The organism is Pseudophaeobacter sp. 1A09344, assembly GCF_041008745.1.
GTDB lineage: Bacteria > Pseudomonadota > Alphaproteobacteria > Rhodobacterales > Rhodobacteraceae > Phycobacter > Phycobacter gallaeciensis_A.
Window position 1 is genome coordinate 472,182 of sequence record NZ_JAXGFS010000001.1, and the last position, 14,836, is coordinate 487,017.

Sequence of the window (14,836 nt, forward strand, 5' to 3'; positions counted from 1 at the left end):
CACAGTTGTGGCTTCGCGCCTTGTGATCGGAGGGGCGGTTGGCTAAGTCTGTAGGGAAAGATCGAAAGGGATACTATGCGCATTGCACGTGATCTGGCCGATGCAATCGGCCATACGCCACTGATCCGGCTGAACCGCGTCAGCGACGAAACCGGCTGTGAAATTCTGGGCAAGGCGGAGTTCATGAACCCCGGCCAGTCGGTCAAGGACCGTGCGGCGCTCTATATTATCCGCGACGCCATCGCACGCGGCGAGCTGAAGCCGGGCGGCACCATTGTTGAAGGCACCGCGGGCAACACCGGGATCGGTCTGGCGCTGGTGGGGGCCTCGATGGGGTTCAAGACTGTCATCGTGATTCCCGAAACCCAGTCCGAAGAGAAAAAGGACATGCTGCGCCTTGCGGGTGCGCAACTGGTGCAGGTTCCGGCGGCGCCCTATCGCAACCCGAACAACTTCGTGCGCTATTCCGAGCGTCTGGCCAAGGAACTGGCCAAGACCGAACCCAATGGTGCGATCTGGGCCAATCAGTTCGACAATGTCGCCAACCGTCAGGCCCATGTGGAAACCACCGGCCCCGAAATCTGGCAGCAAACCGACGGCAAGGTCGATGGTTTCATCTGCGCTGTCGGCTCGGGTGGTACGCTGGCCGGTGTCGCCGAGGCGCTGCAGCCCAAGGGCGTTAAGATCGGTCTTGCCGATCCGATGGGCGCCGGGCTTTACAGCTATTACACCACCGGTGAAATCGCGATGGAGGGCTCCTCCATTGCCGAAGGCATCGGTCAGGTACGCATCACCAAGAACCTTGAAGGCTTCACACCGGATTTCAACTATCAGGTCCCGGACGAAGAAGCGCTGCCGTTTGTCTTTGATCTTCTGCATAACGAAGGTCTGGTGCTTGGCGGTTCGTCGGCGATCAACATCGCGGGCGCCGTACGCATGGCCAAGGAAATGGGACCGGGCAAAACCATCGTGACGGTGCTGTGTGATTATGGCACGCGCTATCAGTCGAAACTTTTCAACCCCGATTTCCTGCGTGAGAAAAGCCTGCCGGTGCCGGACTGGATGACTCACGCTCCTGCCTCCATCCCGGGTGTATTCGAGGACGTATGAAACGCATAGCTGACTTGCTGCGCATTTGGGGGGCTGGGCTGATCCTGTTGATCGGCCTGGCCCTTCCGCTGTCTGCACAGAGCACGGAAGAGATCCGGGCCATGTCTGCCGAATGGCAGAAAACCGCGACGCGTGCGGAACAGGTTATTGATGCCAACCGGGCTTCCAACGCCGCGCTGGAACAGCTGCGAAGCGAATTGGCCAGGTTCCGGCAGACCTTTCTGTCTTCAGGCACCGACAACGCTGACCGGATTCGCACGCTGGAAGGGCAGCTGGAGGCGCTTGGCCCACCCCCGGCAGAGGGCGAGACCGAGGCCGAGGATATCGCCCAGTTGCGGGCAAGCCTCCGAGATCAGCTGAATGCCTTGCGGGTCCCACGGGTGGTTTCTGAAGAGGCTTACAGCCGCGCCGACGGCTTGATTGCAGAGATCGACAAAATCATTCGTGAGCGGCGCACCAAACGGTTGCTGGAACGGGGGCCGTCGCCTCTGAACCCGCAATACTGGCCCGAGGCAGCGGCCGATCTGTCCGATGCCGGAATGGCGGTGTGGCATGAAACCGCTTTCCAATTGGGCAATGACACCACGCGGGAGCGGATCAGCAACAACCTGCCGGCGATTTTGCTGCTGCTGCTGTTGTCCGGGCTGCTGCTCTTGCGGGGACGCCCCTGGGCACGGGCTGCGGGCAGCCATTTGCGCCAATATGGCGGCGGTGGCACCGGCGTCTGGAGTTTCGTGGTCTCCTTGCTGGAAGTTCTGCTGCCGTTCGGTGGCATCCTGTTGCTGACCGCTGCAATCGATCTGTCCGGTCTTCTCGGGCTGCGCGGTTCGCTGCTGATGGATTACGTGCCGGTTTGGGCCTTCTTGCTGTTGTCCTTCCATTGGTTGGGCGAACAGGTCTTCAAGCCGCGCGACGGCAGCAGCCTGATCCCGGTTGCCGACAACCGGCACCAGCAGGCCCGGTTGATGCTGGATCTTCTGGCGGTGTTGCTGGTGCTGAAGGATGCGCTGATCCGTCTTGAGCAGATCGAAAGGATCTCGGTCGAGGCCCATGCGGTGCTGGGCTTCCCGCTGATCGTCTTTGCGGCGCTTGTGATGTTGCGGGTACAGCGGCTAACGGCCATCTCCGAGACGTCCGAGACCCAGCAGAGCGAGGACGACGACACCGGAGCGCCAGCTGTTTCAAATGTCGGGCGGATACGGTCCGTCGTGCGACGTGGCGCCTATACCTTGGGGATCGTGTCGCCGCTGGTGGCTGCAGTCGGCTATACCAGTGCGGCCGAGGCGCTGATTTATCCGGCAATCTCCACGCTTGCGATCCTCGCGGCAATGCTGGTGCTGCAACGCTTCATTGGCGATGTTTACGGCTGGCTTAGCGGCAAGGGGCAGACCGCGCAGGATTCGCTGTTCACGGTGATCTCTGGCTTCCTGCTGGTGACGCTGTCGCTGCCGATTTTGGCCATTGTCTGGGGGGCCCGCGTTGCCGACCTGACGGAGCTGTGGTCTCGGTTCCTTGCGGGCTTTTCGATTGGCGATACGCGGATTTCTCCGACCGCTTTCCTTAGCTTTGCAATCGTATTCGCCGCCGGGTATGCGCTGACCCGTCTGGTGCAGGGTAGCCTGCGCAATTCTCTGCTGCCAAAGACCAAGATCGATCCGGGCGGCCAGAATGCCATTGTTTCGGGGCTTGGCTATGCGGGGATATTCATTTCCGCTGTAGTGGCGATTTCCCTGGCCGGACTGGACCTGTCTTCGCTGGCGATTGTTGCCGGTGCCCTGTCTGTCGGGATCGGTTTCGGCCTTCAGACCATCGTATCGAATTTCGTATCGGGCATCATCCTGCTGATCGAACGCCCGATCTCCAAAGGCGACTGGATCGAGGTTGGCGGGTTGATGGGCTACGTGCGGGACATCTCGGTGCGCTCCACCCGGATTGAGACCTTTGACCGCTCTGATGTAATCATCCCGAACTCTGACCTGATCACCGGGACTGTAACCAATTATACGCGTGGCAACACGGTAGGTCGCGTGATCGTGCCGGTCGGGGTGGCCTATGGCACGGACCTGCGCAAGGTTGAGAGTATCCTAATGGAGATTGCCAAGGCCAATCCGCTGGTTCTGATGAACCCGGCACCCAGTGTGATTTTCCAGGGCTTTGGTGCTGACAGTCTCGATTTTGAAATCCGCGCCATTCTGCGGGATGTGAATTGGGTGCTCTCAGTTAAATCCGAGATGAACTACGAGATCGCTCGTCGGTTCCACGAGGAAGGCATCGAGATCCCGTTCTCGCAGCGCGATATCTGGATCCGCAACCCCGAGGCTCTCGCGACATCGCAGCCTTCCGGTCCGGCTGCCCCTCGTTCGGCGGTCGACGATCCGGTTAAACCCGATCTTCAGGATCTCGACCCCGATCAAGCCGACGGAGAGGATTGAGCGGGCGCGCCTGACGTGCCCGTAAAACCTTGCGCGATGCGGCGTCGCGGGCAGCGGCGAATAGTTGATTCGTTAAGATTGCCGCGGCTGTTTGTTTCGTGCGCAGCAACATTGGCGCTTGTTTCTAGTGATTGCCTCAAATCGGGTGATTATTCGAGAGATTGGCCCGGCACGGCTGCTCGGATGTTTGGCGCTTCAAACAGGCAGAAATTGCAATGAGCAGAGAAACAGAAGGCCGGGTATTGAGTGGATTTTGCACACAATAAGGGCGGTAGGTGCCGGATTGTTTCGAATGCTCGTTGCAAGCTAAGCCCTTGCCGTCGTTGATATACTCCAGCTTGGAAACAGTTTTTCAACGTTACAAACTCAAAGAGGGCGCGTTTCTTTGAGTTTCTACAAATCGTTTAAATTTTCTTTCGATTTTTTCCTTTGTTGGTTTCAGGGCCTAGGGTAGTTTCGATTGAGCCCATCTGGGGGGGCTGTTTTTGAGTACGCCGAAATTCGGCACTGGGGTTCTGTTCGCTCTGGTATTTGCTGTCGTCTGCCTGGCAGTGAGTGTGTCGTTGAATGTGCATTGTTGACCTGCACGCCTTTCGGGCTGTGCGGAATACGGCGGCGGTAGAATAGGCCGCATCCCCCTACATGATCGGGTATTGGCGATGTCGGCAGATCTGTGCGGCATGGTTATTTGGTATTCGGTCGCTCCGGCGTCCAGAGTTTCTGGTGCGAGCGCGTGCCGAAGAGGAGAATGTGATGGCTGAGAATTTCGACAACCCGTATTCGGCAAATCTGATTGGTTTGTGGGACTTCCGCGAGGATTATACCACTGAGGACACCGGTCTGGGCGATGGCATCGCGCAGGATGGGACGGGGTCTCCCTCCACCACCTACGCTGGCGGCTGGATGCTCGGAAATGGCAGCAACACGCAATTCTCTGTCGATGGCAGCAATGATGGCCCCTTCGATCTGACCGAAGGCACCCTTATCAGCACCTTCCAGCCGAATGAGGTCCCGGCCTCTGACTCCCAAACCGTTGTCAGCCGCGGTCTGGAAACGTCGGGCGATGCCGATGGCGAGAATTTCGAAATCCGGGTCACCGCCGATGGGTCGGTCGAGGTCGCGCATGCCGATGGCGGCGCTTCCGTGCTGCTGGCGACGGACCCGGGCTTTTTCACCTATGGCGATGTGCTGACCGTGAAATACAGCTGGACCGATGGGGGCCAGACGATGGTGGTGGAAAACACCACTCAAGGCACGGTTGCCACCGCCGGGGATGATGTGGCTGGCCTGTCTCTGGATGTTACCGCCGACGGCGATGACAGTTTCTCCATCGGCGCCGCCGGGGACGGGTCTGCGTCCTTTAACGGTCTGATTGATTATGTGGCCGTGCTGGATGAAGACGTGATTGCCGGTGAGTTGGACGGAATTGTGGAAGGTGGAGCCACGGACGACCTGATCGACACGGCCTATACCGGTGATCCAGAAGGCGACCGGATCGACGCCGGTGATGCGATTAACCCGGCAGATGGCCCGGATGACGATCTGGTCAACGCCGCAGCCGGGGATGACACCGTTGAAGCGGGCGCCGGGGACGACACCGTGCATGGTGGCTCTGGGGCAGACAGCCTTAGCGGGGGCGCAGGCGATGACGTGCTGGAGGGTGACACCGATGCGCCGGGCGCCGGTCCCAGCAGCCGCGAGGTGTTCCAGTGGGATCTGGCTCCGGACCCGGATGACGGTGGCGCCGTTGATCCGCAGGACGATCTGAGCGGCGGCTTTTCGCAGGATACAGGTTCGGTCACCGTGGACTTCTCCGTGCTGTCTCAGACCTCGGGTTCTGAGACGCTATTCAGCGACACCACGCAGTTTGTTGGCAATATCGACACCGATGGCAGTGCTGCCGATGCCAACAGTGGCATGGCGTCTGAACTGGACGGCGACGGTAACAACGCGGCCTATCAGCTCGACTTTTCTGACCCGGTTGGAAATGTTTCCTTCCGTATCAACGATATCGATGGCGATGGCTCGGTACAGGTCAGCGCATTTGACGCCGATGGAAACCCGGTAATCGTCAATCTCTCGGGCGGACCGGCGCTGACTTTGTCGGATGCGGATGCCGTACCGGGCGATGACAGCGCCGAGGTCAAGGTTGACGGCACCTATGCCAGCGATTTCGACCCGGACATTTCCCTATTGGTGACGATACCGGGGCCGGTATCTTCGATCGTGATCAGCCACACGCAGGATGGACATGACAACAGTGGCATCGACGTCTCCGACGTCTATTTCGATGCCACCGATCCCACCGCGCCGATCGTGCCGGGAAATGACACCATTGATGGCGGCGACGGTGATGATGTGATCATCGGCAATGGCGGGGACGACAGCCTGACCGGCGGTGACGGGTCTGACAGCGTCGATGGCGGCGACGGCGATGATGTCATCGACACCTCTGGCAACGAGCCGACACCGCTGCCGGATCGCGGTTTCCCGGGCTACACCGGCACCACGCCGAACATTCCGCCGATCCCGGCGGACAGCGATCCCTATGATGACATGGATACCGTTGCGGGTGGCGCAGGCAATGACACCATCACCACTGGTGATGACGCCGACCTGATCTCCGGTGGCAGCGGTGATGACAGCATCGATGGTGGCATCGACGACGATACGGTCGATGGCGGCGCCGACAACGATATGATCATCGGCGGTGAGGGCTCGGACGTTCTGCTGGGGGGCGATGGGGACGATACCCTTTATGGCGGTCTTGATCCGGCCTTCCCGGATGGGCTCAACATCATGGACGATGGCGCTGATGGGCGCCCCGTTGATCCTGACCCGACCAATGGCATGGACACCATCGAAGGCGGTGCTGGCAACGATCTGATCTATGGCCAGGACGACGACGATGTCATTTCCGGTGGTGAAGGCGACGACACCATTGATGCGGGTATCGATGATGACGAGGTGACCGGCGGCACTGGCAATGACGTGATCACCGGCGGCCATGGGGCCGACACGCTGAGTGGCGGCGCCGACCGCGACTTGTTCATCGGTGCATCCGATGGCGATGTGGTCGATGGTGGTTCCACTGGCGATGACTATGACACGCTGGATCTGACAGGTCAGAACTTTGAAATCACCAGCCGCACGCTGGACGCCGATGGCAACAGCTATTCGGGCACCATCAACCTGCTGGATGGCGCGGACTCCGTGATTGGATCCATGACCTACAGCGAGATCGAGCGGATCATTCCCTGTTTCACGCCGGGCACCCTGATCGCGACACCTGATGGGGAGCGCAAGGTCGAGGATCTGCAGGCGGGGGGCCGGGTGATCACCCGTGACAACGGCATTCAGGAAATCCGCTGGATCGGAGCCCGTAGCCTGACCGAAGCCGAACTGAAGGACGCCGCACATCTGCAACCGGTGTTGATCCGTCAGGGTGCGCTTGGCAATGGTCTGCCGGAGCGCGACATGATGGTCAGTCCGAACCACCGGGTACTGGTCGCCAACGACAAAACGGCGCTTTATTTCGAGGACCGCGAGGTTCTGGTCGCGGCGAAGCATCTGACCGGCCTTGAAGGGGTGGACGTGGTGGAAACCACTGCGGTGACCTACATCCACTTCATGTTCGACCAGCACGAGGTGGTTCTGTCGGATGGTGCCTGGACCGAAAGTTTCCAGCCCGGTGATCTGACCCTGCGTGGTCTGGATGGGGATCAGCGCAACGAGGTGCTGGAACTGTTCCCCGAATTGCAGACTGTCGAGGGCCGCGAGGCCTACACGTCAGCGCGCCGGTCGTTGAAGAAACACGAAGCGCGGCTGCTGGTTCACTGAACGGTCCGTCCGTAGCGCCGGGGGGAAGCTGCGGAAGAGGACCCGTGAACCATTGCAGACCGAGGCTTCGGGGGAGGGGCAGGGCCGCTGGGTCCTGCCTTTCTTGTTATCAGGTGGTCTTTCGGATTGGGGTAGGCGTCCGAGGGTAGGCCTTCAAACCCGCGCGGCACGCCAGGCGGCCCAGGCTTCGGGAGTGTCCAGATCCGTTGTCGCATGGCGGGCGGGCAGGGCGATATATTGTACCTTGTCCTGCTTCAGCAGCACGCGGGCGCCCTGATCGCCGGTGATCGCCTCAAGATCCGCAAAACAGCGTTTGGGAAAGAGCACCGGATGCCCGGACTGGCCGTCCTCGGCAGTGGCGCGCAGAATCGGGCCATCGCCGCCATGGAAATGCGCTGCCATGTGCATCAGGTCCTGCGTTTCCAGCTCGGGCATGTCTGCGGGCACGATCATCACCCCTTCGGTCGTCTCCGGCAGGGCAGTAACCCCGCGCCGGATCGAGGCGGCCATGCCTTCATCAGCGTCCGGTACCGGGACGGGCGTTGCCGTACCGGTCAGACCGGTGCGCGGGTGTGCCTCGTTCGGGACGGTGACATAGACCGGCAATCCGGTCAGCGCAGCGCGGCGGCACATCAGAGCGAGCAGGGGCTGGCCTTCCACATCTTCGCTCAGCTTGTCGCGCCCAGCCATACGGGACGACGCGCCTGCCGCAAGCAGAAGGATAGCAATGTTGGACATGGAACGTTCCCCCGTGGCTGCTCTGTCACCTGCCAGCCGTTTGGGGATCTTGTGGGCATTGTGCCCATAAAGCCAGAGATTTCTGGCGCCTGCGTCACCCCCGCCCGGGAACAGGCGGAGGCGAAATGCGTTTCAGATCACTGGTCAGCCGCGCATGCGGGCGCCGTCGGCGTCGAACAGCGGCGTGGTGATCAGGCGGGCCTTGTGCATCTTGCCGAGAATTTCGATCTCGGCCTCCAGCCCTTCGGCCACCTTGTCGGTCGGTACGAACCCTTGCGCGATGGATTTCCCGGCGTGATGCGAATAGCCGCCCGAGGTGCAGAAGCCGACAACCGTGCCATCCAGCCAGATCGGTTCATAGGCGGTGACATCGGCGTCATCCGCGTCAACCTCAAAGGCGCAGAGCTTGCGCGCAGGACCCGCATCGCGTTCTGCCTCGGCAGCAGCGCGGCCGATGAAGTCCACGTCCTTCTTGAAGGAAATGAAGCGGTCCAGACCGGTTTCGGCGGCGGTGTAGTCGGGGGAGAATTCCCGCAGCCAGGCGCCAAAGAATTTGTCCAGACGTAGCGACATCATCGCCCGCATGCCGAAGGGCTTCATGCCATGGGGCTGGCCTGCCTCCCACAACACATTCCACAGGGCGCGCTGGCTGGGCAGATCGCAGTAGATCTCATAGCCGAGGTCACCGGTGTAGCTGACCCGCTGCACCACGCAGTCTGCCATGCCGACGCTCATCCGGCGCACGTCCAGGAATTTCATGTCGGAAATATCCTGTCGCGTGCAGGCCTGCAGCACCTCGCGCGCCTTGGGGCCGGCGATCTGGAAGCCGTTAACCCGGTCCGAGATGTTCTCGACGTGAACGCCGTCCTGTGCGTTCTGCTGGAACCAGCGCATATGATAGGCCTGCGCGCCATAAGAAGCGGTCAGCTGGTAGGTTTCCTGATCGAGGCAGGAGATGGTGAAATCACCGATCAGACGTCCCTTGTGCGACAGCATCGGCGTCAGGCTGATCCGGCCCGGCTGCGGCACCCGGCCTGCCATGACACGGTCCAGCCAGACGCGGGCATTGGGGCCGGTGACCCGGTATTTGCCGAAGTTATGCACCTCGTTGATCCCAACCGCTTCGCGCACGGCCTTGACCTCACGCGCGGTGGCGTCAAAGGCGTTGGAGCGGCGGAAAGAGGGCGTCTCGTAGCGCGGCTCACCCTCCGCGGCGAAGTAGTTCACCACTTCCATGCCGTATTGCTGGCCCCAGACCGCGCCCATCTTGTCGAAGATATCGTACATCGGCGTGGTGCGGAAAGGACGCGCGGCGGGCAGTTCCTCGTTCGGGTAGGAGACGGAGAACCGGGTCTGGTAGTTTTCGATCACCTTGGGACGGGTATAGCCCGGCGTGATCCAGTCGCCGTAACGGGCACAGTCCATTGCAAAGGTATCACGCTCGCACTCGCCTTCGACCATCCATTGCGCCAGCATCAGGCCAACACCGCCGCCTTGGCTGAAGCCTGCCATCACCGCGCAAGCGGACCAGTAGTTGCGCATGCCGGGCACCGGGCCGACCAGCGGGTTGCCGTCGGGGGCAAAGGTGAAGGGACCGTGGATCACCGATTTCACCCCGGCGCGCTCCAGTGCGGGGAAGCGGCGATAGGCAAAGGCGATGCTGTCCTCGATCTTGTCGAAATTGTCGGGCAGCAGTTCGTGGCCAAAGTTCCACGGCGTGCCGTCGACCGCCCAGGGTTTGCAGGGTTGTTCATAGAAACCAATACAAAGGCCACGGCCCTCCTGGCGCAGGTAGCTTTCACCAGCCGGGTCCATCACGTGGGGGTGCTCGCCACCCGCGTCGATAATGGCCGCGATTTCAGGCACTTCGTCGGTGACGATATATTGGTGCTCCATCGGGTGCAGCGGGAAATAAACCCCGGCCATCGCGCCCACTTCGCGCGCCCAAAGTCCGCCTGCGTTGACCACGTGTTCGGCGTGGATGGTGCCCTTTTCGGTGACCACGTCCCAGGTGCCATCGGGGCGCTGGTTGGTCTCGATCACCTTGCAATGGGTTTCGATGGTTGCACCGCCCATGCGCGCCGCCTTGGCATAAGCGTGGGTTGTGCCCGAGGGATCAAGGTGCCCGTCGAGGGGATCGTAAAGCGCGCCAAGGATGCCGTCGGTATTGGTGACCTCCGACAGTTTCTTCACCTCTTCGGGGCCGATGATGTCGGTCTCAAGCCCCATGAAGCGGTGCTTGGCCCGCTCGGCCTTCAGCATGTCAAAGCGTTCCTGATTATCGGCCAGGGTAATGCCGCCGACGTGGTGCAAGCCACAGGACATGCCGGTGATCTCTTCCAGCTCGCGGTAGAGTTTGATGGTATAGCCCTGAAGCGCCGCCATATTGGTGTCGCCATTGAGCGTGTGAAAGCCGCCTGCCGCGTGCCACGTCGAGCCGGAGGTCAGCTCGGACCGTTCGATCAGCATGACGTCGGACCAGCCCAGTTTGGTCAGGTGATAAAGGACCGAACAGCCGACGACTCCGCCGCCGATGACTGCCACGCGCGTTGTGGTCTTCATGATTGTGCTCCCTGGCGTTCTGCGTTTCGGCCATTCTGGACAGAAGTGAACAGTAGTCCAGTGAAAAAGCGACATCTCATGTCGCTGGCAGATCGGAGGAGAGGGGAACTGTCAGTCTTCGCTGCGGAAACGGCTGTTCTGGATGATGACAATGGCGATCAGCGGCGCGACCAGCGTCAGCACGGCAACGGTGATCAACAATGGCCCGAGCTGAGTGTAATCGGCGGCGGTGACGACGGTGCCATCGGCATCTGTGACCTCACGCGTGACCACGAAGATCTGGTTAAGGTACTTGGTGCCAAGGCTGGAAGCCGAAAGCGCCAGATTGGTGAAGGAGGCCATCACCGCAAAGAAGGTCGCCTTCAGCCCCGAGGGCGCGTTGCGGGCAATCCATGCCAGCATCGGGATCATCGACACCTGTCCCAGCGGCGATTCCACGGCGGTGTCCACCAGTGCGATGAAACGGGCATCCACGACCCCACCGGTCATCGCCGAGGTCCATTCATGGATACCGTAGTAAAGCGCCAGATTCGGCAGGCTCAGCACGGCCTCGCTGCAGGTCAGGAAAATCACGATCCAGGCAATCGTGTGGTTGGCCATCATCGGCCGTAAAACGATCATGCCGACCAGTGTCAGCAGCGAAGCGATCAGCGACAGCACCGAAAAGAACTGAGGATCAAAACCCAGAACGTCGATTTCGAACCAACTGGCCCCGGGGCCACTGAGGGGCTTGGCACGGTAGACGAAAATGATGATCGCGGTGCCAATCAGCGCGCGGGCCTGGGCTGGCGTCAGCACCGCGATCAACTGGCGCATCAGCAGTAGGACGATGGCCATGGATCCGGCAAAGATGATTTCCTGCCCATAGGCCAGATCGCTGAGCCCGACGCTGAGCGACAGCGCAACAAAGGCGCCGCCGCCGATGAAATACCACCAGTTCACATCCACCGGATCGCGCGGCGGATCGAGCCGGGTGCGGATCTCGGCCTGTGGCAATCCCCTGCGGCGCAGATCGGTAGTCCTGCGAATGCGCTGCACAAGGGCAAGCGCGACCCCGGACAGGGACAGTACCGGCACCAGCAGCGCCAGAGTATAGACATGGGCGTAAAGCGCGCCCTTTTCGGCTTGTGGCAGGGCTTCGGCGCCTTCGAACAACAGCACGTTCAGCGCGGCCGCCGCGCTGGAGCCGCCGATCAGGGCGATACGGCCCAGGGTCTGCATGGTGGTGTGCAGTGCGCGGGTTTCTTCTTCGGCCAGCAACGTGCCGTCGGCATCCCGGTGCGGAACCGCCTCGACAGACATGGCATCGGCGACCACGTCCTGCAGCACAAAACCGCAGGGCGCCAGAATGATTGCGGTTACATACCAGGCATTGACCGGCATGATCGCCTGCATAACCTCGGGCAGGGTCAACAATGCCACGATGATCCCATAGCTTGACGCCATCAGCGCCGCGCCCAGAAGGATCAGCAGGTATTTCCAGCGCCAGATCAGATCGACCAGATGCCCGATCGGCATTTTCAGTGCCCAGGGAATACCCACCCAAAAGCTGAGCCCGGCGAGGAAGGCCGCAGGCAGGTCCAGATATTCCTTGACGTAAAAGGCCCCGGCAACCGAGGTGATGCCCTGCGCCCCATAGGCGAAATAGATCAGCAGCGGCGGCAGGAACGACCAGCGCATCTGCCGGGACAGATCCACGAAGATACTGTCGATCCATCGCCACGCCCGGGTCATGGGCTGCGTCCGGTCCGGGAGGCGGGGCTATTGCCTCCGTTTCTGCGCTGGCTCTGGGTCATGTCAGCGGGCGCACCTTCAGGTCGGTGATCCGGTTGCCTTCGCGACCTGTCACCTCGAACCGAAAGCCATGGAAGGAAAACACCTGTCCAACGGTGGGGATCATCTGGGCCTCATGGATCACAAGACCGGCGATGGTGTTCGCCTCATCATCGGGCAGGTTCCATTCGGTGGCGCGGTTGAGATCGCGAATGGTCGTGGCGCCCTCCACGAGGAAATTGCCGTCCTGGGTCTTCTTGGCAAGGGATTGCTCCGCCGGGTCGAATTCATCGGTGATCTCGCCGACGATTTCCTCAAGGATGTCCTCAAGCGTGATGAGACCTTGCAAAGCACCATATTCGTCCACCACCAGGGCGAAATGACTGCGCATGCGCAGGAACTGGCGCATCTGGTCGTCCAGCGTGGTGGTTTCCGGTACAAAGTAGGGCGGTTTCGCGACCGAGGTGATCTGGAAGTTGCGCAACGCCGCGGCATCGCCATCCGGCCCGCCGATCTGGGCATACATGTCGCGCAGCAGATCCTTGGCATGCACCACGCCGATGATGTTTTCCTGCTCATCCTTGAACACGGGCAGTCGGGTATGGGGCGAGGTCAGGCATTGCTCCAGAATGACCTCTGGGTCGGAATTGGCGTCGATCATCTCGATATGGGAACGGTGCAGCATGATCTCTTCCACAAAGCGGTCGGACAGATCCAGCGCGCCGAGGATACGGTCACGGTCCTCTTTTTCCACAACGCCTTCGGAATGGCCCAGTTGCAGGGCACCTGCGATTTCTTCGCGCACTGCCATGATGTGGCTGTCCGGGTCGATCTGAACTCCGAAGAGGCGCAGCACGCCGCGTACCAGCAGCCGCACTGCACCGACGACCGGCGCCAGTATGGTCACCAGAAAGCCAATCACCGGGGCTACGGCCGATGCGGCCTTTTCGGCGTTGGAAATCGCGTATGTCTTGGGCAGAACCTCGGCAAAGATCAGAACCAGCAGAGTCATGACCAGGGTCGCCAGAGCAACGCCGCCTTCGCCGAATGCGCGGGTGAACAGCGCTGTCGCCAGTGAGGTCGCCAGGATATTGACGAGGTTGTTGCCCAGCAGAACCGAGCCGATCAGCCGCTCGCTGTCCTCGGTTACGGCCAAGGCGCTGCGGGCGCCGCGTGCGCCCTTGTCGGCCTGGGTGCGGAGCTTCCCGCGCGAGGCGGCGGTCAGGGCTGTTTCGGAGCCAGAGAAGAAGGCCGAAAGAACGAGCAGCAGAGCAATGGATCCGGCGCTAAGCCAGAATGCGCTGTCCAGAGTGGTCGGATCGGTTTCCATGTCGGGTCCAGTTTATCAGAAGGATTTTGTATGGTTATGGGCGTCCTGCCGGTTTCGTTCAAGAGGCAGGGCGCTTCCGTGCGGCGCGGCTTATTCTTTGTCGCCAGGGCCCTTGTTGCGGGACAGGGGGTGGTGCTGCAGGACCAGCTCGCTCAGCCGGGCATCCAGCACATGGGTATAGATCTCGGTCGTGGCGATATCGGCATGCCCCAGCAGCGCTTGAATGGCGCGCAGATCGGCGCCATTGGCCAGTAGATGGGTGGCAAAGGCGTGGCGCAGCGTGTGCGGCGTCACCTTTTGCGGCGACACGCCACCGGTGACGGCAAATTCCTTGATCAACAGATAGAACCGGTGCCGGGTCAGGTGCCCTTCCTTGCCGCGCGAGGGGAACAGAAACCGTGAGGCGGGCTTGCCCTGTTTTTCTGCCTCAGCAGCGGCGGCATCGCGGGCTTGCAGCCACTCGGCCAGCGCATCGCGGGCCGGGGGCGACAGGGGCACCATACGTTCCTTGCCGCCTTTGCCCAGAACCAGCAGCATGCGCGGATCGCCCCGGGCGGCGCTGACCGGCAGCGAGACCAGTTCGCTCACCCGCATGCCGGTGGCATAGAGCAACTCCATAAGGCAGGTGTTGCGCAGCCGGTCGTCGGGCGTGCGGCCAGTCTGACGCGCGGCCTCTAGCAGGCGGTCGACTTCGGTCACCTCCAGCGTCTTTGGCAGGGATTTGCTGCGCCCCGGCCCTTTGATCTGAATGGCGGGATTGTCTGTGCGCCAGCCTTCTTCGAAGGCAAAGCGATAAATCTGCCGGATCGCGGAGAGACGCCGCGCGCGGGTGGCGCGAGAGAGGCCCTCGGCGTCGCAGGCAATCAGGTAGGATTCGATGTCATCCTGACTGGCCGCGCTAAAGGAAATACCACGCCGGGCCATCCAGCCCGCCAGATCCTTCAGATCGCGGCCATAGGCCAAAAGCGTGTTGCGCGCCGCCCCGAGATCCGCTGCCTGAGCATCAAGGAAGGTCGCGATCCATTGCAGATCATCGCGCGGGGCATCCATA

The 14,836-nt window shown here is 61.3% G+C and carries 8 protein-coding genes; 3 read left to right on the forward strand and 5 right to left on the reverse strand.

What is annotated here, in order from left to right:
* Positions 1 to 75: 75 nt before the first annotated feature.
* The 3 genes from SM765_RS02160 (at position 76) to SM765_RS02170 (ending at position 7,382) form a co-directional block, all read left to right on the forward strand.
* Entirely contained in the window at positions 76 to 1,110 is a 1,035-nt protein-coding gene (locus SM765_RS02160) for a cysteine synthase A (RefSeq protein ID WP_065273405.1), read from the forward strand.
* Positions 1,107 to 3,542 (forward strand): DUF3772 domain-containing protein, encoded by a 2,436-nt coding sequence (locus tag SM765_RS02165; protein WP_274836928.1) that lies wholly within the window; start codon positions 1,107 to 1,109, stop codon positions 3,540 to 3,542. Before SM765_RS02160 ends, SM765_RS02165 begins: the two co-directional genes overlap by 4 nt.
* Before the next feature lie 753 nt (positions 3,543 to 4,295).
* Positions 4,296 to 7,382, forward strand: a complete 3,087-nt coding sequence (locus SM765_RS02170) for a Hint domain-containing protein (protein ID WP_274836929.1) — start codon at positions 4,296 to 4,298, stop codon at positions 7,380 to 7,382.
* Between the two features lie 153 nt (positions 7,383 to 7,535).
* On the opposite strand, the gene SM765_RS02175 is transcribed toward SM765_RS02170, so the two are convergent.
* The 5 genes from SM765_RS02175 to SM765_RS02195 form a co-directional block, all read right to left on the reverse strand.
* Complete coding sequence (locus tag SM765_RS02175; protein WP_274827987.1) at positions 7,536 to 8,120, reverse strand: nucleotidyltransferase family protein; 585 nt, start codon at positions 8,118 to 8,120, stop codon at positions 7,536 to 7,538.
* A gap of 144 nt (positions 8,121 to 8,264) precedes the next feature.
* Positions 8,265 to 10,682: a GcvT family protein gene (locus SM765_RS02180; RefSeq protein ID WP_274836931.1), complete on the reverse strand. Its 2,418-nt coding sequence runs from the start codon at positions 10,680 to 10,682 to the stop codon at positions 8,265 to 8,267.
* Positions 10,683 to 10,793: 111 nt separating this feature from the next.
* The gene (locus tag SM765_RS02185) at positions 10,794 to 12,416 is read right to left on the reverse strand and encodes an MFS transporter (RefSeq protein ID WP_274836934.1); all 1,623 of its coding nucleotides are present in this window, start codon (positions 12,414 to 12,416) and stop codon (positions 10,794 to 10,796) included.
* A gap of 58 nt (positions 12,417 to 12,474) precedes the next feature.
* Entirely contained in the window at positions 12,475 to 13,785 is a 1,311-nt protein-coding gene (locus SM765_RS02190; RefSeq protein ID WP_065273411.1) for an HlyC/CorC family transporter, read from the reverse strand.
* 90 nt (positions 13,786 to 13,875) lie between these two features.
* Positions 13,876 to 14,835: a site-specific tyrosine recombinase XerD gene (locus SM765_RS02195; RefSeq protein WP_274836936.1), complete on the reverse strand. Its 960-nt coding sequence runs from the start codon at positions 14,833 to 14,835 to the stop codon at positions 13,876 to 13,878.
* Between the last annotated feature and the right edge of the window lies 1 nt (position 14,836).

Excerpts from the sequence above, each read along its gene's own strand:
- SM765_RS02160 (WP_065273405.1), top strand. The coding sequence starts at position 76 with ATGCGCATTGCACGTGATCTGGCCGATGCAATCGGCCATACGCCACTG.
- SM765_RS02165 (WP_274836928.1), top strand. The coding sequence starts at position 1,107 with ATGAAACGCATAGCTGACTTGCTGCGCATTTGGGGGGCTGGGCTGATC.
- SM765_RS02170 (WP_274836929.1), top strand. The coding sequence starts at position 4,296 with ATGGCTGAGAATTTCGACAACCCGTATTCGGCAAATCTGATTGGTTTG.
- SM765_RS02175 (WP_274827987.1), bottom strand. The coding sequence starts at position 8,120 with ATGTCCAACATTGCTATCCTTCTGCTTGCGGCAGGCGCGTCGTCCCGT.
- SM765_RS02180 (WP_274836931.1), bottom strand. The coding sequence starts at position 10,682 with ATGAAGACCACAACGCGCGTGGCAGTCATCGGCGGCGGAGTCGTCGGC.
- SM765_RS02185 (WP_274836934.1), bottom strand. The coding sequence starts at position 12,416 with ATGACCCGGGCGTGGCGATGGATCGACAGTATCTTCGTGGATCTGTCC.
- SM765_RS02190 (WP_065273411.1), bottom strand. The coding sequence starts at position 13,785 with ATGGAAACCGATCCGACCACTCTGGACAGCGCATTCTGGCTTAGCGCC.
- SM765_RS02195 (WP_274836936.1), bottom strand. The coding sequence starts at position 14,835 with ATGGATGCCCCGCGCGATGATCTGCAATGGATCGCGACCTTCCTTGAT.